The organism is Pseudorhodoferax aquiterrae, assembly GCF_014652235.1.
Classification (GTDB): Bacteria; Pseudomonadota; Gammaproteobacteria; order Burkholderiales; family Burkholderiaceae_C; genus Pseudorhodoferax; species Pseudorhodoferax aquiterrae.
Genome location: NZ_BMYK01000006.1, coordinates 291,593 through 312,317 on the forward strand (window position 1 = coordinate 291,593; position 20,725 = coordinate 312,317).

The window sequence follows — 20,725 nt, forward strand, 5'->3', positions numbered from 1 at the left end:
ACCGCGCGCCGACCGTTCCTCCGTGCGTAACGGTCGCGGTCCGCGCTTGATTGATGGGCCGGCAGTGCGCGCGTACCGTCGCTCCACCCTGGCAGGAAGAGCTCGATGAAACCCACCGACTGGAACACCCGCGCGCAGCAGCGCACCGCCCGCCTGGCGCGTGCCGCGCAGGCGCTGGGCCCGCAATTGCGCGGCAAGGTGGTGGCGGCGGACGCCGTCACCACGCTGCTGCAGGCCGTGCTGGAGCCCGGCGACCGGGTCTGCCTGGAAGGCAACAACCAGAAGCAGGCCGATTTCCTGGCCAAGGCCCTGGTACAGGTCGATCCCGCGCAAGTGCACGGCCTGCACATGGTGCAATCGGTGCTGGCGCTGCCCGAGCACCTGGACCTGTTCGAGAACGGCATCGCCAGCCGGCTCGACTTCAGCTTCTCGGGCCCGCAGGGCGCGCGGCTGGCGCGGCTGGCCTCCGGCGGGCGCATCGCCATCGGCGCGATCCACACCTACCTGGAACTGTTCGCGCGCTACTTCGTCGACCTCACCCCGCAGGTGGCGCTGGTGGCCGCGCACGCGGCCGATGCCCAGGGCAACCTCTACACCGGCCCGAACACCGAGGACACGCCGGCCATCGTCGAGGCCACGGCCTTCTCGGGCGGCATCGTGGTCGCGCAGGTCAACGAACTGGTCGACGGCGCGACGACGACATTGCCGCGCATCGACATCCCGGCCGACTGGGTCGGCTTCGTCGTGCAGGCGCCCACGCCCAACTTCATCGAGCCGCTGTTCACGCGCGACCCGGCGCAGATCAGCGAGATCCAGGTGCTGATGGCCATGATGGCGATCAAGGGTATCTACGCCGAGTACGGCGTGCAGCGGCTCAACCACGGCATCGGCTTCGACACGGCGGCCATCGAGCTGCTGCTGCCCACCTACGGCGAGCAGCTGGGCCTGAAGGGCAAGATCTGCCAACACTGGGCGCTGAACCCGCACCCGGCGCTGATCCCGGCCATCGAGGCAGGCTGGGTGCAGTCGGTGCACTCCTTCGGCTCCGAGCTGGGCATGGAGGACTACATCCGTGCCCGCTCCGACGTGTTCTTCACGGGGCCGGACGGCAGCCTGCGCAGCAACCGCGCCTTCTGCCAGGCGGCCGGCCACTACGCCTGCGACCTGTTCATCGGCTCCACGCTGCAGATGGACCTGGAAGGCAACAGCTCCACGGCCACGCTGGGCCGCATCGCGGGCTTCGGCGGCGCGCCCAACATGGGGGCGGATGCGCGCGGCCGGCGCCATGCCAGCCCGGCCTGGCTGAAGGCCGGGGCGCAGGCGCGCACGGGCCAGCGCGGCGCGGCCGGCACGCCGCGCGGGCAGAAGCTGGTCGTGCAGATGGTGGAAACCTTCCGCGAGCACATGCAGCCGGCCTTCGTCGACCGCCTGGACGCCTGGACGCTGCAGGAGCAGGCCGGCATGGCCCTGCCGCCCATCATGGTCTACGGCGAGGACGTGACGCACGTGCTGACCGAGGAAGGCATCGCGAACCTGCTGCTGTGCCGCAGCGACGAGGAACGTGAACAGGCCATCCGCGGCGTGGCCGGCTACACGCCCGTGGGCCTGGGCCGCGACAAGCGCATGGTGGAGAACCTGCGCGACCGCAAGATCGTCCAGCGTCCGCAGGACTTGGGGCTGGACCCCCGCGAAGCCACGCGCAAGCTGCTGGCCGCGCGCAGCATGCGCGACCTGGTGCGCGCATCCGGTGGGCTGTACCAGCCGCCCAAGCGGTTCCGGAACTGGTAGGGAGAGGCAGACCATGAGCGACGTTCCTGCGGGCCTCGAAACCCTGGATTTCTCCTACACCGGCGGCCGGCCCGCGGGTGCCTTCGCCCCGGTGCTGGTCGGCGTGGTCGGCTCGGGCAACCTGGAGGTGATGCTGGAGGCCACGCCCAACGACGACTGCAGCGTGCGCGTGGAAACCTCGGCACGCGGCTTTGCGCCGATCTGGCAGGCCGTGGTGGACGATTTCCAGGCGCGGCATGGCCTGGCCGGCGTGCGCGTGTCCATCAACGACATGGGTGCCACGCCCGCCGTCGTGAGCCTGCGGCTGGACCAGGCCGTGGCCGCCCTGCCCAAGGAGGTTTCATGACCAGCTACGCCGAATGCTCGGCGCGCGAGCGCCTGGACCTGCTGCTGGACGCCGGCAGCTTCCACGAATGGCTGCCGCCGGCCGAGCGCCTGACCAGCCCGCACCTGGCGCAGCTGGGCGTGCCCTCGGCCTTCGACGACGGCGTGGCCATCGGCCGCGCCCTGCTCGATGGCCAGACGGTCTTCGTCGCCGCGCAGGAGGGCGCGTTCATGGGCGGCGGTGTCGGCGAGGTGCATGGCGCCAAGCTCGTGGGCCTGCTGCGCCGTGCGCTGCGCGACCGGCCGGCCGCGGTGCTGCTGCTGGCCGAATCGGGCGGTGTGCGCCTGCACGAAGCCAACGCCGGGCTGATCGCGGTGTCCGAGGTCATGCGCGCCGTGCTCGACGTGCGCGCCGCCGGCCTCCCGGTGGTGGTGCTGATCGGCGGCGCCAACGGCTGCTTCGGCGGCATGGGCATCGTGGCGCGCTGTGCCGACCAGATCGTCATGAGCGACGTGGGCCGGCTGGCCATGTCCGGGCCGGAGGTCATCGAGGCCTCGCATGGCGTGGACGAGTACGACGCACGCGACCGCGCGCTGGTCTGGCGCACGAGCGGCGGCAAGCACCGCTGGCTGACCGGCGACTGCGATGTGCTGGTGGAGGACGACGTGGCGGCCTTCCGTGCCGCCGCCATCGCGGCGCTGAGCGCGGCACGTCCCGTGAGCCTGCAGGCCCTGGAAGACGAGCATGCGCTGCTGGCCGGGCGCCTGGCCGCCGTGCCCGAAGCGCAATGGAACGACGGCGTGCACGACGACGCCACCCGGCTGTGGGAGCGCCTGGGCGTGCCCGATGCGCGGCGCGTGCCCGCCCTCGACGTGGCGGCGCTGCTGGCGCTGCGCACCCTGCACGGCACCACCGCCGCCTGATTTCACAACGACCGGAGACAAGACCATGCACCATTTCCTCGACCGCCGCAGCCTGCTGCGCGCCGGCGCCGCCGGCCTCGCGCTGAGCGCCCTGGGCGCGCGCGCCCAGTCCGGCTGGCCCACCAAGCCCGTCACGCTGATCGTGCCGTTCCCGGCCGGCGGCGGCACGGATGCGTTTGCGCGCCCGCTGTCGGCCCAATTCGCCAAGCAGACCGGCAAGCAGCTCATCGTGGACAACCGCGGCGGTGCCGGTGGCACGCTGGGCGCGACCATCGCCGCGCGCGCCCAGCCCGATGGCTACACGCTGTTCATGGGCGCGATCCACCATGCCATCGCGCCCTCGGTCTACCCCAAGCTCGAGTACGACCTGCAGCGCGACTTCGTGCCGCTGGCGCTGCTGGCCGAGGTGCCGCAGGTGCTGGTGGTCAATCCCAAGCGCGTGACGGCGCCGGACTTCAAGACCTTCCTCGCGGAACTCAAGAAGAACCCCGGCAAGCTCAACTACGCCTCGGCCGGCGGCGGCACCTCGCACCACCTGGCGGGCGAGCTGTTCAAGCTGCAGACGGGCACCTTCATCACCCACATCCCCTACCGCGGCGCGGGCCCGGCGCTGCAGGACCTGATCTCGGGCAACGTCGACATGATGTTCGACGGCCTGGGCTCCTCGGCCGCGCACATCAAGGGCGGTCGCATCAAGGCCCTGATGGTGGCCGGCGCCCAGCGCAACGCTTCGCTGCCGGACGTGCCATGCGCGGCCGAGCTCGGGCTGCCCGACTACAAGGTGACGACCTGGTACGGCCTGTGGGCGCCCAAGGGCACGCCGGCCGAAGCCCAGGCGCGCATGGTCGAGGAGGTCAAAAAGGCCGGTGCGGCCGACGAGATCCGCGCGGTGTGGGCCAGCAACGGCGCGCAGTTCGGCAACCTGACGCCCGCACAGTTCGGCGACTACGTGCAGGCCGAGATCGCGCGCTGGGCCGGCGTCGTCAAGGCCGCCAACATCAAGCTCGACTGAACCCTGCATCTGGAGCCCGCCATGCCGCTCGCCTGGAACGATCTCGCCACCCAACTGTTCGGCCCCGACCATGGCATCCAGGCCGAGGGCGAGTTCCTGCACGGCACGGCGCGGTTCGATGGCATGCCGATCACCGTGGTCGGCACAACGGGCCACGCGCCCATCGGCGTGGCGCTCGCGCTGGCCCAGGCGCGCGTGGTGCTGGACACCATGGCCCGGCACCCGGGCCGGCCGCTGCTGCTGTTGATCGACACCCAGGGCCAGCAATTGCGCCGGCGCGACGAGCTGCTGGGCATCAACCGCGCGATGGCGCATTTGGGGTCGGCGATCGACCTGGCGCGCCGCCGCGGCCACCGCGTGCTGGGCCTGGTCTACGACCAGGCGCTGTCGGGCGGTTTCATCACCTCGGGCCTGATCGCCGATGCCTGCTATGCGCTGCCCGAGGCCGAGATCCGTGTCATGCGCATCCCGGCCATGGCGCGCGTGACCAAGCTGCCCGAGGCCCTGCTGACCGAGCTCTCCAAGGCCAACCCGGTGTTCGCGCCCGGCGTGGACAACTACGTGGCCATGGGCGGGGTGCGCGCGCTCTGGCAGGGCGACCTGCGGGCTGCGTTGCGCGCGGCGATGGCCGAGACGCCGGTGGCGGATCTGCGTGCGCAGGACGGCGCAGCGCGCGGCGGGCGCCAGCTGGCCGCGGCCGTGGTGCAGAAGGTGCTGGACGCGGCATGACGGTGCTGCACCGCCACCAGCTCGTGCGCCTGACCGGTGCCGGTTGGCAGCGCGTGCTGGACGGTGCCTGGGACGCACAGGCGCAGGACTGTCTTGCGCACTGGGCACGGCAGCGGCTGCCGCTGGTCGTCACGCGGCAGCGGCCGCAGGCCCGGGGGGCCGTCGGCCTGGGCCTGCCCGCGCCGCACCGTTGGGAGCGCCGGCGCATTGCGCTGGCCGTACCGGCGGCGCACATCGCGCGCCGGGAATCCTTTCCCCCCGCCTGTGCACTGGCTCCGCTGCTCAGCGCCGCCCAACGCCGGCCTTGGCGCGCGCTGTGCGGCGGGCTGAACGCCCTCGGCGTCACCGCGCGCGTCTACGGCAGCCACGGCTGGCAGTTGCTGACCGGCTTGGACCACCTGCGCCCGGGTTCGGACATCGACCTGTGCATCGCCGTCGATGGCCCCGCGCAGGCCGACGCCGTGGCCGTGCTGCTGCAGTCCTGGTCGGACGGGCTGCGGCTGGACGGTGAACTGGTCTTCGCGGGCGACCGGGCCGTCGCCTGGCGCGAATGGCTGGCCTGGCGCGCGGGCCGCACGGCCAGGGTACTGGTCAAGCGGCTGGACGGCGTGGCGCTGATCGATGCGCCGTTCTGGCTGGCCGAGGAGACGGCATGACGGTGCAGGCGCGCCGGTGCGCCGTGCGGGCCGGCGCCACGCCGCAGGCCATCGGGCGTGCGGCCACGCTGGCGCTGTACGACGAACTCGCGCTGAGCCCCAAGCCCGGCCTCGTGACACTGGTGGACAACGGCAGCCACGCCGACATGGACGCCCGCAGCTTCGTGCGCAGCCTGTTCGCGCTGCGCGGCTACTTTCCGCGCATCGCCGCACTGGGTCAGGTTGGTGCGGGCTTCGCGGCGCTGGAGCAGTGCGGCGTCGCGGCCGAGGCGCGCATGCTGGCGGCCACGGGCGGCGTCAACACGCACCGCGGCGCGGTCTTCCAGCTCGGCCTGTTGTGTGCCGCGGCCGGTGCCGTGGCGCAACAGGGTGCGCCGCTGCGCCCCGCAGCCGTGCGTGCGGCCCTGGTCGCGCATTGGGGCGCGGCTCTGGCCCTGCGCGCCCAGCGCGCGCCCATACTGCCCGGTGGCCGGGTGGCGCGGCGCCTGGGCCTGCGCGGCGCCGCGCACGAAGCCGCAGCCGGCTTTCCGGTGCTGTTCGACACCGCGCTGCCTGCCCTGGTGGCCGCGCAGGCGCGCGGCCTGGCGCCGCGGCTGGCCCGGCTCGACGCGCTGTTCCATGTGATCGCCGTGCTCGACGACAGCAACCTCGCGCTGCGCGGCGGCCTCGCGGGCCTGCGCCATGCCCAGGCCGTGGCGCGCGGCTTCCTGGCCGCGGGCGGTGCGGCGCAGCCCGATGCGCTGGCGCGGGCGGCCGCCATCGGCCGCGATTTCGTGGCGCGCCGCCTGTCGCCCGGCGGCGCGGCCGACACGCTGGCCGCGGCCTGCTGGCTGCAGCGCCTGGCCGATCTCTGACATGGCCTGGGGCCTCGTGTTCTCGGGCCAGGGCGGTCAGCATCCGGGCATGCTGCCCTGGCTGGCCGAGGACGGGCTCACGCGCAGCGTCGCCGCGCGGCTGGGCGTGGCCGACTGGCGCACGGCCCTGGCCGACGCCGCGTGGGGCGCACGCAATGCCCACGCCCAGTGCCTGCTGACCGGGCTGGCACTGGCGGCCTGGTCACAGCTGGCGCCGCGGGTGCCGGCGCCCGCAGCCATTGCCGGCTACAGCGTGGGCGAGCTGGCGGCCTTCAGCGCAGCCGGCGTGTTCGATGCCGCCACGGCGCTGGACCTGGCGCAGACGCGGGCTGCCGCGATGGACCGCTGTGCCGCCTCAACACCGGGGGGGCTGCTGGGCTTGAGCCAGTGCGCACCGGCCCTGCTGGAGCGGCTGCTGGCTGCGGGCGGCCTGGCCATCGCGATCCGCAACGGCATCGACAGCGTGGTGCTGGGCGGCCCGCCCGCCGCGCTCGCGTGGGCCGAGGCGGCGGCCCAGGCGGCTGGCGCGCACGCCACGCTGTTGCGCGTGGCAGTGGCCTCGCACACGCCGGCCATGCAGCCCGCGGCCGCAGAATTCGCCGAGCATCTGGCGGGCCTGGCGCTGGCGCGCCCGCACACGCCGCTGTTCAGCAACGCGGCCGACCGCGTCGCCAGCGCCGCGCAGGCCCGCCAGGCGCTGGCCGCGCAGATCGCCACCACGGTGCGCTGGGACGAGTGCATGGACAACCTGCAGGCGCGTGGTGTCGACCGCGTGCTGGAGATCGGCGCCGGCCAGGCGCTGGCGCGGCTGTGGAACCAGCGCCACCCCGGCGTGCCGGCGCGCGCGGCCGACGAGTTCCGCAGTGCCCAGGCCATCGCCGCATGGCTCACGCGGGTCTGAGTCCTGCTGCCTGACACCGCGCCGGCCTTGTGGTGCAATGCCCTCTTTGCGCCTGGAGTGCCCCGCCATGAACGCCCGTGTTCCCGCCAACGTGCTCGATGCCAGCGCCGCGCTGACCCATGCCACGCGTGCCTGGGACGATGACATCGTCCGCCAGCTGACCGACTACATCGCCATTCCCGCCAAGTCGCCGTCCTTCGACCCGGACTGGGCCCGGCATGGCCACCTGGACACCGTGCTGCGCAACGCCGCGGCCTGGGTCGAGGGGCAGAAGGTGCCGGGCCTGCAGCTCGAGATCGTGCGCCTGGAAGGCCGCACGCCGGTGCTGTTCTTCGAGATCCCGGCCAGCGGAACGGCCGCCACACAGACCGTGCTGATGTACGGCCACCTGGACAAGCAGCCCGAGTTCAACGGCTGGCGCCGCGACCTCGGCCCCTGGACGCCCAAGTACGAGGACGGCAAGCTCTACGGCCGCGGCGGTGCCGACGACGGCTACGCGGTCTACGCCAGCATCGCCGCCGTGCAGGCGCTCAAGGCGCAGAACGCGCCGCACCCGCGCATCGTGGGCCTGATCGAGACCTGCGAGGAAAGCGGCTCGCACGACCTCCTGCCCTACGTGGACGCGCTGCGATCGCGCCTGGGCGACGTGGCGCTCGTGGTCTGCCTGGATTCGGGCGCCGGCAACTACGACCAGCTCTGGCTCACGACCAGCCTGCGCGGCATGGCCAGCGGCGTGCTCAAGGTCGAGATCCTGACCGAGGGCGTGCATTCGGGCGACGCCTCGGGCCTCGTGCCCTCGAGCTTTCGCATCATGCGCCAGGTGCTGGACCGGCTGGAGGACAGCGCCACCGGCCGCCTGCTGCCGGCCAGCTTCCACTGCGAGGTGCCGGCCGAGCGCCTGGCCCAGGCGCAGGCCACGGCCGCCATCCTGGGCGACGAGATCTACAAGCGCTTTCCCTGGGCGCACTACGACTGCGGCGGCGCCGTGCAGACCGCGCTGCCCACCACCACCGACCCGGTGCAGGCGCTGCTCAACCGCACCTGGATGCCCACGCTGTCGGTGACGGGTGCCGAGGGCTTCCCCGAACTGCGCAACGCCGGCAACGTGCTGCGGCCCTACACCGCGTTCAAGCTCTCGCTGCGGCTGCCGCCGCTGGTCGATGCCGCCGCAGCGGTGCAGGAACTCAAGGCGCTGCTCGAAGACAACGCACCCTACCAGGCCCGCGTGACCTTCCAGGGCGAGGGTGGCGCCACGGGCTGGAACGCGCCGGCCACGGCGCCCTGGTTCGAGAACGCGCTGAATGCGGCTTCGCAGGCCCATTTCGGCGCGCCTTGCGGCTACATCGGCCAGGGCGGCACGATCCCGCTCATGAACATGCTGTCGGCAGGATTTCCCACGGCGCAGATGATGGTCTGCGGGGTGCTGGGCCCCAGGAGCAATGCCCACGGGCCCAACGAGTTCCTGCATGTGCCCTACGCCAAGAAGCTCACGGCGGCGGTGGCACAGGTGATCGCGGCCTTCCCGGCCGCATAAGCCGCTTCAGCGGCGCTGGCCGAAGGCTTCGAGCATCCCGAACAGGCCTTCGTTGCCGCCGCCCTCGCCGCCTTGCGGCAGTTGGCCCTGGGGCGTCATCTGATCGACCAGGCCGGGCAGGATCTGCGAGAGCTGGCTGGCCAGGTCGCCGCCACCCATGCCCAGTTGCGCGCCGAGCTCGGAGAGACGGTCCTGGCCGAACACCTGGCCCAGCTGGTCGGCCGACACGGGGCGGTTCTGGCCCGTGCCGATCCACGAGCCCAGCACGTCGCCCAGGCCGGCCTGGTTGAACTGCTCGACCAGCCCGCCCAGCGGGCCGCCCTGGGCCTGGGCCGAGCGGCCCTGGCCGCCCATCAGCAGGCCCATGATGACCTGCAGCAGCTGAGGATTGCTGGCCAGCGCGCCGAGCAGGCCGCCCAGGCCGCCTTCGGTGTTCGCACCGGGCTGTTGGGGTGAAGACTGGCCGCCGTTCAGGACGGAACCGAGCACGGAATCGAGAAGGCCCATGGTTGCCTCGCAGATGGTGAACAAGGGGTGGGCATTGTGCGGCTGTGCCGTGTATACATGTGCAACTATTTCACGCTGGCCGGGCGCCGGCGCGCGGCCAGCCAGACCAGGCCGGCGGCCGTGAGCGCCACCGGCACCAGCGAGCCGTAGTTCAGCAGCGTCCAGCCGCGCGTGGTGACCAGCAGACCCGAGGCGAACGAGGTCAGCGCGAGCGTGGCGAACATGCAGAAGTTCAGCACCGCCTGCGCCTTGTCCTTCTCCTCGGCGGTGTAGGCCTGCAGCGACAAGGTCGTGGCGCCCGTGAACAGGAAGTTCCAGCCCACGCCGAGCGCGAACAGCGCGACCAGGAAATGGTGCAGTTCCACCCCCGACAGCGCCATGGCGATGCAGGCCAGGTTCAGCGCCAGGCCCGCGGCCATGACGGGCAGCGCGCCGAAGCGCTTGATCAGGTGGCCCGTGAAGAAGCCCGGCGCGAACATGCCGATGACATGCCACTCCAGCACCAGCGCGGCCGCGGAGAACGGCAGCCCGCATTGCTGCATGGCGATGGGCGTGGCCGCCATCAGCAGGTTCATGACGCCGTAGCCCAGCGAGCCGGCCAGCGCCGCGACGATGAACACGGGCTGGCGCACGATCTCGGCGAGCGGCCGCCCGCCGGCGCCGCCCTGCTGCGCCGCGGGCACGGGCGGAAAGCGGATGAAGGCCAGCAGCAGGGCCGACAGCAGGGCCGCCACGGCCAGCGCCACATAGGCCCCCGCGAAGGGCACGGCGAACCATTCGCGCGTGGCATTGGCCAGGTTCGGCCCGACGATGCCGCCCAGCAGGCCACCGGCCATGACCAGCGACACGGCCTTCTCGCGCTGCGGCGCGGCCGCCAGTTCGGCCGCGGCGAAGCGGTACAGGCTGGCGTTGGCGTTGTAGTAGCCGGCCACGACGGTGGCGCCGCACAGCAGCCAGAAATCGCGCGCCAGCACCGCGTACAGGCACAGCAGCGCCGAAGCGCAGGCGACCGCCAGGCCGAGCAGGAAGGAGCGCTTGCGGCCCCAGCGCCGCTGCGTGCGCGCGACCAGGCCGGTGCTCAGCGCGCCGCCGACCACGTAGCCCATCACGGGCAGGGTCGCCATCCAGCCCAGCGGCGCCAGCGACCAGCCGACCAGGCCGTTGATGGCGATGAAGGTCACGTTGTTGACCAGGAACAGCGCCTGGCACAGGGCGAGCAGCCAGAGGTTGCGGTTCACGGCCGGCCCCCCTTCAGCCCTGCAATGCCGCGAGTGCGGCCAGCGGCGCGGTTTCGGCGCGCAGCACGCGCGGGCCCAGCGTCAGCGCGGCGAAGCCGGCGGCGGTGGCCAGGTCTTCCTCCTCGGCCGTGAGGCCGCCTTCGGGCCCGTTGAGCAGGGTGACGGCGCCGGCCGGCGCCAGCTGGCGCAGCGTGCGCGCACCGTCGCGCAGCGACAGCAGCAGCCGCTGGCCGGCATCGGCGGCCGGTGGACGCGCGAGCCAGGGCGCCAGTTCGGCCACCGGATGCACTGTCGGTACGCGGTTGCGCCCGCATTGCTCGCAGGCCGCCACGGCCACGGCCTGCCAGTGCGCGGCCTTCTTGGCCGCGCGCTCGCCCTGCAGGCGCAACACGCTGCGCGCGGAGACCAGGGGCTGCACGCTGGCGGCGCCGAGTTCGGCGGCCTTTTCGACCAGCCAGTCCATGCGGTCGTTGGCCGGCATCACGACGGCGAGGTGCACGGCCTGGGGCATCTCCCGCTCGATGGCATGGTGGGTGCCCACGGCGACCTGCACCTCGCTGCGGCCCATCTGGGTGACGGTGGCCTCGAATTCACCGCCTTCGCCGTTGAACAGCGTCAGTGCATCGCCGGGCTGCAGGCGCAGCACCTGCACGTGGCGCGCGGCGCCGGCGGGCAGGGCCAGCGACAGGCCGCTGGCCAGCGCACAGGCACAGTGGATGCGCGGCATGGCTGCCGGCTACATCCGGCCGTAGGCGAAGCCCGTGACGGGCTCGGTGCCTTCGATCTGGTCGACGAGGCGCAGCAGCGGCGCGAGCTCGCGGTAGCGCCCGGCCGTCGCGCGGATGTAGCCGATGAAGCGCGGCGTGTCCGCCAGGTACTGCGGCTTGCCGTCGCGCAAGGTGAGCCGCGCGAAGATGCCGGCCACCTTGAGGTGGCGCTGCAGGCCCATCCATTCCACGGCGCGGTAGAAGGCGCCGAAGTCGTCGCCCCAGCCCGAGGCGCTGCGCTCGCCCAGCAGACCGGCCTTCTTCGCCTCCTGCCAGTAGCGCACGGTGATGTCGAGCACGAAGTCCTCGTCCCAGCTCAGGAAGGCATCGCGCATGAGGCAGGCGATGTCGTAGGTGATGGGGCCGTACAACGCGTCCTGGAAGTCCAGCACGCCCAGGCGCGTGGCGTCGCCGGGCAGCAGCATGAGGTTGCGCGGCATGAAGTCGCGGTGCACGTAGACGCTGGGCGCGGCGAGGTTCTCGGCCACGATGGCGGTGAAGGCCTGCTCCAGCGTGGCGCGCTGGGCGTCGTCCAGCACCACGCCGCGGTGCCGGGCCAAGTACCAGTCGGGAAACAGCGCGAGTTCGCGGCGCAGCACGGCGTCGTCGTAGGCCGGCAGCACGTCGGGACGCGAGGCCAGCTGCCAGGCGATCAGCGCGTCGATGGCCTGGCGGTAGCGGCCCGCATTGGCGGCGGCGCTGGCCTGGTCCATGCCCTGCAGCATGGTCTGGGTGCCGAGGTCGGACAGCAGCAGGAAGCCTGAGGCCTGGTCCCATTCCTGCACCTCGGGCACGGTGAGGCCGGCCTCGCGCATCAGCGCGGCGATGCGCACGAAGGGTTCGCTGTTCTCCTTCTCAGGCGGCGCGTCCATGACGATGCGGCTGCCGCCGCCGTCGGTCGCGATGCGCAGGTAACGGCGAAAGCTCGCGTCGGCGGAGGCCGGTTGCAGCGTGGCGGGGAGGAGGCGGTGGCGCGGCGCGATGGCGGCCAGCCAGCCATGGAACGCAGCTTCGCGCTGCGGGTCGGACCAGGCCACGGCTGGCGCCGTCTGCGGGCCTGGAACGCCGGTTGGTTCGGTCTTCTGGCTCATGGATAATCGATTCTACAAACCGGCTTGCCGGCAAGCCCCGGGGCTGGTGGCGGCTTCAGGCCCGCCCCTTCGTCCAACGCTAGACTGCCCCGGATGCCCGGACCGTCCCTGACTTCTTCGATGCCTCCCGTCCCTACCGTCCTGCCCGAGCGTTCTCCTGTCGGTGGTTTCGCCCTGTGCCATGCGGCCGGCGCGGTGGCTGCGCTGGTGTTGCTGCTGGCCGCCGACGGCGCGCGCGCGCAGGCGGCCGCGGACACGGCGCCGCTGCAGCTCAAGCCCAGCGAGCGGCTGGCCGAACAGGTGCCGGCCGAACTGCGCGACCAGCTGCCGACCTTCTTTTCCGGCCAGCGCACCTCGGGCCGGCCCAACCTGGAGACCGTGATCGAGGGCGACGCCATGATGCGGCGCGGCGACACCATGATCCAGGCCGACCGGCTCGAATACGACCAGGCCTCGGACCAGGCCAAGGCCCAGGGCCATGTGCGCATCAACCGCGCCGGCGATGTCTACGAAGGCCCGGCACTGGAACTCAAGGTCGATGCCTTCGAGGGCTTCTTCCAGAGCCCGCGCTACCAGCTGCTGCGTGCCGGCGCGCATGGGCAGGCCAGCCGCGCCGACTTCCTGGACGACAAGCGCTCGGTGCTGCACGACGCCACCTACACCACCTGCAAGCGCCAGCCCGGCCCGAGCTGGCTGCCCGATTGGGTGCTGACGGCCACCACCATGCACCTGGACACCGAGCAGGACGTGGGCGAAGCCCAGGGCGGCGTGCTGCGCTTCATGGACGTGCCGATACTGGCGCTGCCGACCTTCACCTTCCCGCTCAGCGACGCGCGCAAGTCGGGCTTCCTGCCGCCCACGGTGGCGCTGGACAACCTCAACGGCGTCGAGCTGCTGGTGCCCTACTACTGGAACATCGCACCCAACCGCGATGCCACGCTCTACCCCTCGGTCATGAGCAAACGCGGCGTCATGATGGGCGGCGAGTTCCGCTACCTGGAGCCGACCTACGCAGGCCAGCTGCGGCTGGACTACATGCCCAGCGACAAGCTGCGCGACCGCGACCGCTGGTCCTACGAGGCCAAGCATTCGGGCGTGATCCAGACCGGCATCAAGGGCCTCGGCAACCTGGCCTTCTCGCTGGACGCCAACCGCGTCAGCGACAACGACTACTGGCGCGATTTCCCGAGCACCACGACCTCGCTGACCGAGCGCCTGCGCACCACCGACGCCAACCTGCGCTGGGCGCAGGGCGACTTCTCGGCCGGTCTGCGCGCGCTCAAGTACCAGACGCTGCAGGACGTCAGCGCTCCCATCACGCCGCCGTACGATCGGTTGCCGCAGATCACGGGCCGCTATGGCCGTTACGACGTGGGCGGTTTCGACTTCTCGGTCGACGCCGACTACACGCAGTTCTCGGCCGACCGCACTTACACCCTGCAGCCCAATGCCAAGCGCGGTTTCCTGCTGGGCCAGATCAGCCGGCCCTGGGTGCGGCCGGGCTGGTTCTTCACGCCCAAGCTGCAGGTGCACGCTGCCAAGTACGAGTTCGACGCGCCGCTGGCCACCGGCGCCACCACGGCCACCCGCACCGTGCCGACCTTCAGCATCGACAGCGGCCTGGTGTTCGAACGCGACGCCAATTTCTTCGGCCGGGCCTGGCGCCAGACGCTGGAGCCGCGCGCGTTCTACGTGAACACGCCGTACCGTGAGCAGAACAGCCTGCCCATCTACGACACCAGCGCGACCGACTTCAATTTCGCGACGATCTACAGCGAGAACGCCTTCACCGGCAACGACCGCATCTCCGACAGCAACGTGCTCACGCTGGGCGTGGACACCCGCTTCCTCCAGCCGGACACGGGCGCGCAGGTGGCGCGCTTCGGCGTGGCGCAGCGCCTGCGTTTCAAGGACCAGCGCGTGTTCCTGCCGGGCGGTGCCGTCGTCGACGACCGCGTCAGCGACTTCCTGGCCGGCGCTTCGGTGAATTGGGATCCGCTGTGGTCGACCGACGCCACGGTGCAGTACAACCCCGACACGCGGCGCTCGGAGCGCTTCACGGTGTCCGGCAAGTACAGCCCGGGCAACTACCGCGTCGTCAGCACGGCCTACCGCATGCAGCGCGCCAGCAGCGGCCTGCCGGAGAGCGAGCAGGTCGACGTCGGCTGGCAATGGCCGCTCAACGACCTCTGGGGCGACCGCGGCCAGGACCTGGGACCGGGCCGCGGCCTGGGTTCGGGCCGCTGGTACAGCGTCGGCCGGCTCGCCTACAGCCTGCAGGACCGCCAGTTCGTGGACTCCATCATGGGCCTGGAGTACGACGGCGACTGCTGGATCGGCCGCGTCGTGGTCGAGCGCATCCAGCGCTCCAACGCCGCGGCCAACAACAAGATCATGTTCCAGATCGAGTTCGTCGGTCTGGCGCGCCTGGGCTCCAGCCCGCTCAAGACCCTGCGCGACAACATTCCCCGCTACCAGTTCCTGCGCGAGCAGGTGACCACATCGAGCCGGTTCGGCTCCTACGAGTGATGCAACAGTCCAAGCGCCGCACGGCGCCCGCTACCTTCCTGACCGCGCTGGCATTGGCCGCGGCCTGCTGGACCGCGCTGCCCAGCGCGGCGCAGGCCCAGGGCGCGGCGCGCGCGTCCGACTTCATCGTGGCCGTGGTCAATTCCGAGCCCATCACCAACCTGGAGGTGCAGCGCCGCGTCGCGCGCCTCAACATGCAACTGCGCCAGCAGGGCGGGCGCATGCCCTCCCAGGCGGAGCTGTCGCGCCAGGCACTGGAAAGCCTGGTCGTGGAGCGCGCGCAGTTGCAGCAGGCGCGCGAGATGGGCTTGAAGGTCGACGAGGCCGCCATCAACCTGGCCGAGCAGAACGTGGCGCGGCAGAACCAGATCGACGTGGCCGAGCTGCGCCGGCGCATCGTGCAGGACGGGATGACGACCGCGCAGTTCCGCAACGACCTGCGCGACCAGATCCTGATGTCGCGCCTGCGCGACCGCGAGCTCGATTCGCGCGTGCGCGTGAGCGATGCCGAAGTCGAGCAATACCTGCGCGAGCAGACGGATGCCGCCACGCCGGCGGCACCCACCGAGCTGAACCTGGCCCAGGTGCTGGTGGCCGTGCCCGAGAACGCCACGGCGGAGCAGGTTGCCGAGCGGCAGGCACGGGCGCAGGAGGTGGAAAAGCGCGCGCGTGCCGGCGAGGACTTCGCGGCGCTGGCGCGCAGCTTCTCCGACGCGCCGGACGCACGGGCCTCCGGTGGCGAGATGGGCCTGCGCAGCCCCGACCGCTATCCCGAGCTGTTCCTGCAGGCCACGGCCCAGCTGCCGGCAGGCGGCATCACGGCGCCGGTGCGCTCCGGCGCGGGCTTTCACATCCTCAAGGTGCTCGACAAGCGCCAGGGTGGCCTGCTGCAGAGCATCACCCAGCAGCACGCGCGCCACATCCTGCTGCGCGTCGATGCGCAGCAGACGGAGGCCAACGCGCGCGAGCGGCTGGCCACCATGCGCCGGCGCATCGAGGCCGGCCAGGCCGACTTCGCCGCGCTGGCCCAGGCCAGCTCGCAGGACGGCAGCGCGGCGCAGGGCGGCGACCTCGGCTGGTCCAACCCCGGCCAGTTCGTGCCCGAATTCGAGGAGGTGCTCGATGCGCTGCGCCCGGGCGAAATCTCCGAGCCCATCGTCTCGCGCTTCGGCGTGCACCTGATCCAGTTGCTGGAGCGCCGCCAGTACCAGCTCAACCCACGCGAGCAGCGCGAGGTGGCGCGCAACATGGTGCGTGAACGCAAGATGGACGAGGCCTACCGCAGTTGGCTGCAGGAATTGCGCGGCCGCGCCTACGTCGAGCTGCGCCAGGCACCGCAGTGAAGCACATCGCGCGCAAGCGCTTCGGCCAGCACTTCCTGTCCGACACCGGCATCATCGACGCCATCGTGCGCGCCATCGCGCCGCAGCCGGGCGATCCCATGGTGGAGATCGGGCCCGGCCTGGCGGCGCTGACCCAGCCGCTGGTCGAGCGCGTGGGCCGGCTCACCGTCATCGAGCTCGACCGTGACCTCGCTGAGCGCCTGCGCAGCCATCCCCAGCTCGCGGTGGTCGAGTCGGACGTGCTCAAGGTGGACTTCGCCGCGCTGGCCGCTGCCGCCGGGCGCAAGCTGCGCGTGGTCGGCAACCTGCCCTACAACATTTCCACGCCCATCCTGTTCCACTTGCTGGAGCACGTGGCGCATGTGCGCGACCAGCATTTCATGCTGCAGAAGGAAGTCATCGACCGCATGGTCGCCGCGCCGGCGACGGCCGCCTACGGTCGGCTCAGCGTGATGCTGCAGTGGCGTTACGCGATGGAGGACGTGCTGTTCGTGCCGCCCGAGAGCTTCGATCCGCCGCCGAAGGTCGACAGCGCGGTGGTGCGCATGGAACCGCTCGCGCAGCCGCCGGACGTGGATGTGGCGCTGCTCAGCGAACTCGTGCAGGTGGCCTTCAGCCAGCGCCGCAAGCTGCTGCGCCACAGCCTGGGCCGCTGGCTCGAGGCGCGCCAGTTCGGCGGCAGCTTCGACCTGCAGCGCCGCGGCGAGGAAGTGCCCGTGCCCGAGTACCTCGCCCTGGCGCAGGCGCTCCAATGAAAAACGCCCGTCGTTCGACGGGCGTTCTCTGTGGACGACGCGGTGCGTCTCAGGCCGCTGCCAGCCAGTAGCCCGCGTTGAAGGGGCTGCTCATGCGCAGCGCCAGGGGCGAGACGTCGACCAGTTTGTCGGTGGGCATCTTCTCGCCCGATTCCGTCGTCGTGTCGGTGAGGGCGATGCCGGTGACGGCGCCGTCCTGCTGAGCCTCGTTCGCCCGTTCCGCTTGGCTGTTTTGTGCGGAACGGGCTACAGAAAAGAATAGAAACACCGGAACGGGATCTTGCGGTCGCCCCAGTAATCCGCGGCGTCGCGGAAGATGTCCAGCAGTTGCTCGCGCGCTTCCTTGTCGAACTTGGCGTTCGCGGGAATCTGTTCCAGCACGACGATGAAGCCGGGCTGCGGGCCGGACTTGTGCAGCGGATCCGTCATGCAGTCGTACAGCGCGTCGAAGTTCTTGCCGAAGTGCGTCGGGAAGGTGAACTGCTGCGCGATCAGGTCCAGCACGTCCTGCTTGCTCTGGGCGTTGGCCAGGTTGGCATAGAGGAAATGGTGGCCCATGGACTGGGCGGCCTCTTGCAGGTCGGCAACGCGAAACGCCCGGATCGACTGGACGATGTTGGTTCGCACGGTACGCAGAGGCTGGTCCAGCTCCGCTTTAACGTTGGTCATCAAAATACCTCGGTCTCACAAAAACAAGAATCGCCCGCCCTTCACGGCGCGATCTTGCGAAAACTCGCATAGTGGTCGCTGGTGTAGTAGCAACCATCCGGTGTCGTCGGACGCAGGCCCCCGCAGACGATGCGGCGCGCACCCCGGCTGCGTGCACCTTCCCTGGCCACGGTGTATTCGCGGTAGTAGCCGCGCTTCGCCACGGGCAATTGGCGCTCCCGGTTGAAGAACACCGTCCCGTCCTTCTCGTACGGAAATGGCCCGCCTTGCAGGATCCGCTGGTAGGTCGCCTGGCCCTCTCGGGGCAGGGCGTCCAGCGCCACGGTGGCGTCATCTGCCGAGGTCCGCGCCTGCACCGAAACAGTGCAGGCTGCCAGCGCCACCGCCAGCAGGCCGCGCCAAAGCGAACGGCTGGAGGTGGGACGGATCGTGGACAACATGGAAAGAAGCTGGGCGCACAGACCGCACGGCACAGATGCACTGATTGGTGCGCGGGCTCCGGGTTAACCCCCGGATCGAAGCGCGCTAGTGTGCACTAAGGCCCCAGGAAAGGCAAGGCCCATGCCCAAAAAACAGGCACGGGCCGCAAGGGCTTGGCGTTGCACCAAGTTAGTGCTTGCTCGGCCCGCGAGGGTCAGCGCTGGGCGTTCGCGTCGGCGACGGTCAGTGCCGTCATGTTGACGATGCGGCGCACGGTGGCGCTGGCCGTCAGGATGTGCACCGGTTTGGCCGCACCCAGCAGCACCGGGCCGATGGCGATGTTGCCGCCGGCTGCCGTCTTGAGCAGGTTGTAGGAAATGTTGGCCGCGTCGATGTTGGGCAGCACCAACAGGTTGGCATCACCGGCCAAGGTGGAGTGCGGCATGATGCCCGCGCGCTGCTTGCCGTCCAGTGCCACGTCGCCGTGCATTTCGCCGTCGACCTCGAGCCACGGCGCCTGGGTGCGCAGCAGCTCCAACGTGCGGCGCATCTTGACGGCGCTCGGGTGCTGGCTGGTGCCGAAGTTGGAGTGCGACAGCAGCGCGGCCTTGGGCTTGAGGCCGAAGCGCATCATCTCCTCGGCCGCCATGGTCGTGATCTCCGCGAGTTCCTCGGCCGTGGGGTCGTAGTTCACATGCGTGTCGACCAGGAACACCTGGCGTCCCGGCAGCATCAGCCCGTTCATGCAGGCGTAGATCGGCACGTCCTGCGGCGTGCTCGCGCAGCCGCCCGGGCGCTTGCCGATGACCTGGTCGATGTAGTGCAGGTGGTTGTGCGTCGTGCCCCAGGTGCCGCAGATCAGGCCATCGACCTCGCCCTTGTGCACCAGCATCGCGCCGATCAGCGTCAGGCGCCGGCGCATCTCGATCTTGGCGACCTGCTGCGTCACGCCCTGGCGTTCGGTCATGCGGTGGTAGGTCTGCCAGAAGTCGCGGTAGCGGTGGTCCTGCTCGACGTTGACGATGTCGTAGTCCAGTTCCTCGCGCAGGCGCAGGCCGAACTTCTGGATGCGCTGGGCGATGATGGCCGGGCGGCCGATCAGCGTGGGCCGGGCGATGCCCTCGTCCACCACGATCTGCGCCGCGCGCAGCACACGCTCCTCTTCACCTTCCGAGTAGGCCACGCGCTTCTTGGCGGCGTTCTTGGCCGCCGTGAAGATGGGCTTCATGGTCGTGCCCGAGGCGTAGACGAAGCTCTGCAGCCGGTCGCGGTAGGCGTCCATGTCCTGGATCGGCCGCAGCGCCACGCCGCAGTCTGCCGCTGCCTGGGCCACGGCCGGCGCGATCTTCATCATCAGGCGCGGGTCGAAGGGCTTGGGGATCAGGTACTCGGGGCCGAAGCTCAGCTTTTCGCCCACGTAGGCCGCCGCCACCACCTCGCTCTGCTCGGCCTGGGCCAGGTCGGCGATGGCGTGCACCGCGGCGATCTCCATCTCGTCGGTGATGGTGGTCGCACCGCAGTCCAGCGCGCCGCGGAAGATGTAGGGGAAGCACAGGACGTTGTTGACCTGGTTCGGGTAATCCGTGCGGCCCGTAGCCATGACCACGTCGTCGCGCACCGAGCGTGCATCTTCGGGCGTGATCTCGGGGTTGGGGTTGGCCAGCGCGAAGATCACGGGCCGGGCCGCCATCTTGGCGACCATGGCGGGCTTGAGCACGCCGCCGGCCGACAGGCCCAGGAACACGTCGGCCCCGTCCATCACCTCGTTCAGCGTGCGCAGCTCGGTGGCCTGGGCGAACTGGGCCTTGTCCTCGTCCATGAGCTCGGTGCGGCCCTTGTAGACCACGCCGGCCAGGTCGGTCACCCACACGTTCTCGCGCTTGAGGCCGACCTTGAGCAGCAGGTTCAGGCAGGCCAGCGCCGCTGCGCCCGCGCCCGAGGCCACGAGCTTGACCTCGGCGATGTTCTTGCCGACGACCTTCAGGCCGTTCAGCATGGCCGCCGCCACCGTGATGGCGGTGCCGTGCTGGTCGTCGTGGAACACCGGGATCTTCATGCGCTTGCGCAGCTCGCGCTCGACGAAGAAGCAGTCGGGCGCCTTGATGTCTTCCAGGTTGATCGCGCCGAAGGTCGGCTCCAGCGCGGCGATCACGTCGACCAGCTTTTGCGGATCCTTCTCGTCGATCTCGATGTCGAACACATCCACGCCGGCGAACTTCTTGAACAGCACGCCCTTGCCTTCCATGACCGGCTTGGAGGCCAGCGGGCCGATGTCGCCCAAGCCCAGCACGGCCGTCCCGTTGGAGATCACGGCCACGAGGTTGCCGCGGGCGGTGTACTTGAAGGCGGCGTTGGGGTCCTTGACGATCTCCTCGCAGGGCGCGGCGACGCCGGGCGAGTAAGCCAGTGCCAGATCGCGCTGGTTGGTGAGCTGTTTGGTCGGGGCGACCGAGATCTTGCCGGGCGTCGGGATCTCGTGGTACTCGAGCGCTGCGCGGCGCAGCTCGGCGCGTTTGTCTTCGGTGCTCACCGGATTCGAAGGGTTTGCCATCCTGGCGTCTCCTCAGCGGCGAGCTGTGCGGACCTCTTTCGCCCGGCAGAACCCGCCTGACGTGTTCAAGGGGAGCGCGATTGTAGACCTCGTAAAAAGGCCCATGAATGGCATGCACGGGTCACGCAGTTGT

General features: G+C 70.7%; 20 protein-coding genes. 12 read left to right on the forward strand and 8 right to left on the reverse strand.

Features of this window, described 5'->3' with window-relative positions:
• The first annotated feature begins 105 nt into the window (after positions 1 to 105).
• From mdcA to IE209_RS13345, 9 genes are all read left to right on the forward strand, one after another.
• Positions 106 to 1,788, forward strand: coding sequence for a malonate decarboxylase subunit alpha (gene mdcA, locus IE209_RS13305; RefSeq protein WP_189687423.1), 1,683 nt, complete (start codon positions 106 to 108; stop codon positions 1,786 to 1,788).
• 13 nt (positions 1,789 to 1,801) lie between these two features.
• Positions 1,802 to 2,134, forward strand: a complete 333-nt coding sequence (mdcC, locus tag IE209_RS13310; RefSeq protein WP_189687424.1) for a malonate decarboxylase acyl carrier protein — start codon at positions 1,802 to 1,804, stop codon at positions 2,132 to 2,134.
• Positions 2,131 to 3,036: a biotin-independent malonate decarboxylase subunit beta gene (locus IE209_RS13315; RefSeq protein ID WP_189687425.1), complete on the forward strand. Its 906-nt coding sequence runs from the start codon at positions 2,131 to 2,133 to the stop codon at positions 3,034 to 3,036. The genes mdcC and IE209_RS13315 overlap by 4 nt, the downstream gene beginning before the upstream one ends.
• 25 nt (positions 3,037 to 3,061) lie before the next feature.
• Complete coding sequence (locus IE209_RS13320; protein WP_189687426.1) at positions 3,062 to 4,048, forward strand: Bug family tripartite tricarboxylate transporter substrate binding protein; 987 nt, start codon at positions 3,062 to 3,064, stop codon at positions 4,046 to 4,048.
• A 21-nt stretch (positions 4,049 to 4,069) separates the two neighbouring features.
• Positions 4,070 to 4,777: a biotin-independent malonate decarboxylase subunit gamma gene (locus tag IE209_RS13325; protein WP_189687427.1), complete on the forward strand. Its 708-nt coding sequence runs from the start codon at positions 4,070 to 4,072 to the stop codon at positions 4,775 to 4,777.
• Positions 4,774 to 5,433, forward strand: a complete 660-nt coding sequence (mdcG, locus tag IE209_RS13330) for a malonate decarboxylase holo-[acyl-carrier-protein] synthase (RefSeq protein WP_189687428.1) — start codon at positions 4,774 to 4,776, stop codon at positions 5,431 to 5,433. Before IE209_RS13325 ends, mdcG begins: the two co-directional genes overlap by 4 nt.
• Positions 5,430 to 6,287: a triphosphoribosyl-dephospho-CoA synthase gene (locus IE209_RS13335; protein ID WP_189687429.1), complete on the forward strand. Its 858-nt coding sequence runs from the start codon at positions 5,430 to 5,432 to the stop codon at positions 6,285 to 6,287. The genes mdcG and IE209_RS13335 overlap by 4 nt, the downstream gene beginning before the upstream one ends.
• Before the next feature lies 1 nt (position 6,288).
• A complete protein-coding gene (locus IE209_RS13340) occupies positions 6,289 to 7,188 on the forward strand; it encodes an ACP S-malonyltransferase (protein WP_189687430.1) in 900 nt (299 codons plus the stop codon).
• 67 nt (positions 7,189 to 7,255) lie between these two features.
• On the forward strand, positions 7,256 to 8,722 hold the full coding sequence (locus IE209_RS13345) for a M20 family metallopeptidase (RefSeq protein WP_189687431.1): 1,467 nt from the start codon (positions 7,256 to 7,258) through the stop codon (positions 8,720 to 8,722).
• A gap of 6 nt (positions 8,723 to 8,728) precedes the next feature.
• On the opposite strand, the gene IE209_RS13350 is transcribed toward IE209_RS13345, so the two are convergent.
• From IE209_RS13350 to IE209_RS13365, 4 genes are all read right to left on the reverse strand, one after another.
• Positions 8,729 to 9,229: a YidB family protein gene (locus IE209_RS13350; RefSeq protein WP_189687432.1), complete on the reverse strand. Its 501-nt coding sequence runs from the start codon at positions 9,227 to 9,229 to the stop codon at positions 8,729 to 8,731.
• Positions 9,230 to 9,294: 65 nt separating this feature from the next.
• Positions 9,295 to 10,467, reverse strand: coding sequence for an MFS transporter (locus IE209_RS13355; protein ID WP_189687433.1), 1,173 nt, complete (start codon positions 10,465 to 10,467; stop codon positions 9,295 to 9,297).
• Between the two features lie 13 nt (positions 10,468 to 10,480).
• Positions 10,481 to 11,194: a 16S rRNA (uracil(1498)-N(3))-methyltransferase gene (locus tag IE209_RS13360; protein WP_189687434.1), complete on the reverse strand. Its 714-nt coding sequence runs from the start codon at positions 11,192 to 11,194 to the stop codon at positions 10,481 to 10,483.
• 9 nt (positions 11,195 to 11,203) lie between these two features.
• Positions 11,204 to 12,325 (reverse strand): aminoglycoside phosphotransferase family protein, encoded by a 1,122-nt coding sequence (locus tag IE209_RS13365; RefSeq protein WP_189687435.1) that lies wholly within the window; start codon positions 12,323 to 12,325, stop codon positions 11,204 to 11,206.
• A gap of 120 nt (positions 12,326 to 12,445) precedes the next feature.
• On the opposite strand from IE209_RS13365, the gene IE209_RS13370 reads away from it, so the two are divergent.
• The 3 genes from IE209_RS13370 to rsmA are packed head-to-tail and all read left to right on the forward strand — an operon-like array spanning position 12,446 to position 16,952.
• The gene (locus IE209_RS13370) at positions 12,446 to 14,854 is read left to right on the forward strand and encodes an LPS-assembly protein LptD (protein ID WP_189687436.1); all 2,409 of its coding nucleotides are present in this window, start codon (positions 12,446 to 12,448) and stop codon (positions 14,852 to 14,854) included.
• Positions 14,854 to 16,197 (forward strand): peptidylprolyl isomerase, encoded by a 1,344-nt coding sequence (locus tag IE209_RS13375; protein WP_189687437.1) that lies wholly within the window; start codon positions 14,854 to 14,856, stop codon positions 16,195 to 16,197. Before IE209_RS13370 ends, IE209_RS13375 begins: the two co-directional genes overlap by 1 nt.
• Complete coding sequence (rsmA, locus tag IE209_RS13380; RefSeq protein WP_189687438.1) at positions 16,194 to 16,952, forward strand: 16S rRNA (adenine(1518)-N(6)/adenine(1519)-N(6))-dimethyltransferase RsmA; 759 nt, start codon at positions 16,194 to 16,196, stop codon at positions 16,950 to 16,952. The genes IE209_RS13375 and rsmA overlap by 4 nt, the downstream gene beginning before the upstream one ends.
• A 49-nt stretch (positions 16,953 to 17,001) precedes the next feature.
• On the opposite strand, the gene IE209_RS13385 is transcribed toward rsmA, so the two are convergent.
• The 4 genes from IE209_RS13385 to IE209_RS13400 form a co-directional block, all read right to left on the reverse strand.
• Positions 17,002 to 17,220, reverse strand: coding sequence for a hypothetical protein (locus IE209_RS13385; RefSeq protein ID WP_189687439.1), 219 nt, complete (start codon positions 17,218 to 17,220; stop codon positions 17,002 to 17,004).
• Entirely contained in the window at positions 17,199 to 17,621 is a 423-nt protein-coding gene (locus IE209_RS13390; protein WP_369802150.1) for a barstar family protein, read from the reverse strand. Before IE209_RS13390 ends, IE209_RS13385 begins: the two co-directional genes overlap by 22 nt.
• 41 nt (positions 17,622 to 17,662) lie before the next feature.
• The gene (locus IE209_RS13395) at positions 17,663 to 18,061 is read right to left on the reverse strand and encodes a guanyl-specific ribonuclease (protein WP_189687440.1); all 399 of its coding nucleotides are present in this window, start codon (positions 18,059 to 18,061) and stop codon (positions 17,663 to 17,665) included.
• 194 nt (positions 18,062 to 18,255) lie between these two features.
• Positions 18,256 to 20,592 carry an NADP-dependent malic enzyme gene (locus IE209_RS13400; protein WP_189687441.1) on the reverse strand — a complete coding sequence of 779 codons (2,337 nt, stop codon included), beginning with the start codon at positions 20,590 to 20,592 and terminating at the stop codon, positions 18,256 to 18,258.
• Positions 20,593 to 20,725: the final 133 nt, after the last annotated feature.

Bases quoted from the DNA above. Each gene is read 5' to 3' on its own strand.
- mdcA (WP_189687423.1), top strand. From the start codon at position 106: ATGAAACCCACCGACTGGAACACCCGCGCGCAGCAGCGCACCGCCCGC.
- mdcC (WP_189687424.1), top strand. From the start codon at position 1,802: ATGAGCGACGTTCCTGCGGGCCTCGAAACCCTGGATTTCTCCTACACC.
- IE209_RS13315 (WP_189687425.1), top strand. From the start codon at position 2,131: ATGACCAGCTACGCCGAATGCTCGGCGCGCGAGCGCCTGGACCTGCTG.
- IE209_RS13320 (WP_189687426.1), top strand. From the start codon at position 3,062: ATGCACCATTTCCTCGACCGCCGCAGCCTGCTGCGCGCCGGCGCCGCC.
- IE209_RS13325 (WP_189687427.1), top strand. From the start codon at position 4,070: ATGCCGCTCGCCTGGAACGATCTCGCCACCCAACTGTTCGGCCCCGAC.
- mdcG (WP_189687428.1), top strand. From the start codon at position 4,774: ATGACGGTGCTGCACCGCCACCAGCTCGTGCGCCTGACCGGTGCCGGT.
- IE209_RS13335 (WP_189687429.1), top strand. From the start codon at position 5,430: ATGACGGTGCAGGCGCGCCGGTGCGCCGTGCGGGCCGGCGCCACGCCG.
- IE209_RS13340 (WP_189687430.1), top strand. From the start codon at position 6,289: ATGGCCTGGGGCCTCGTGTTCTCGGGCCAGGGCGGTCAGCATCCGGGC.
- IE209_RS13345 (WP_189687431.1), top strand. From the start codon at position 7,256: ATGAACGCCCGTGTTCCCGCCAACGTGCTCGATGCCAGCGCCGCGCTG.
- IE209_RS13350 (WP_189687432.1), bottom strand. From the start codon at position 9,229: ATGGGCCTTCTCGATTCCGTGCTCGGTTCCGTCCTGAACGGCGGCCAG.
- IE209_RS13360 (WP_189687434.1), bottom strand. From the start codon at position 11,194: ATGCCGCGCATCCACTGTGCCTGTGCGCTGGCCAGCGGCCTGTCGCTG.
- IE209_RS13365 (WP_189687435.1), bottom strand. From the start codon at position 12,325: ATGAGCCAGAAGACCGAACCAACCGGCGTTCCAGGCCCGCAGACGGCG.
- IE209_RS13370 (WP_189687436.1), top strand. From the start codon at position 12,446: ATGCCTCCCGTCCCTACCGTCCTGCCCGAGCGTTCTCCTGTCGGTGGT.
- IE209_RS13375 (WP_189687437.1), top strand. From the start codon at position 14,854: ATGCAACAGTCCAAGCGCCGCACGGCGCCCGCTACCTTCCTGACCGCG.
- IE209_RS13390 (WP_369802150.1), bottom strand. From the start codon at position 17,621: ATGACCAACGTTAAAGCGGAGCTGGACCAGCCTCTGCGTACCGTGCGA.
- IE209_RS13395 (WP_189687440.1), bottom strand. From the start codon at position 18,061: ATGTTGTCCACGATCCGTCCCACCTCCAGCCGTTCGCTTTGGCGCGGC.
- IE209_RS13400 (WP_189687441.1), bottom strand. From the start codon at position 20,592: ATGGCAAACCCTTCGAATCCGGTGAGCACCGAAGACAAACGCGCCGAG.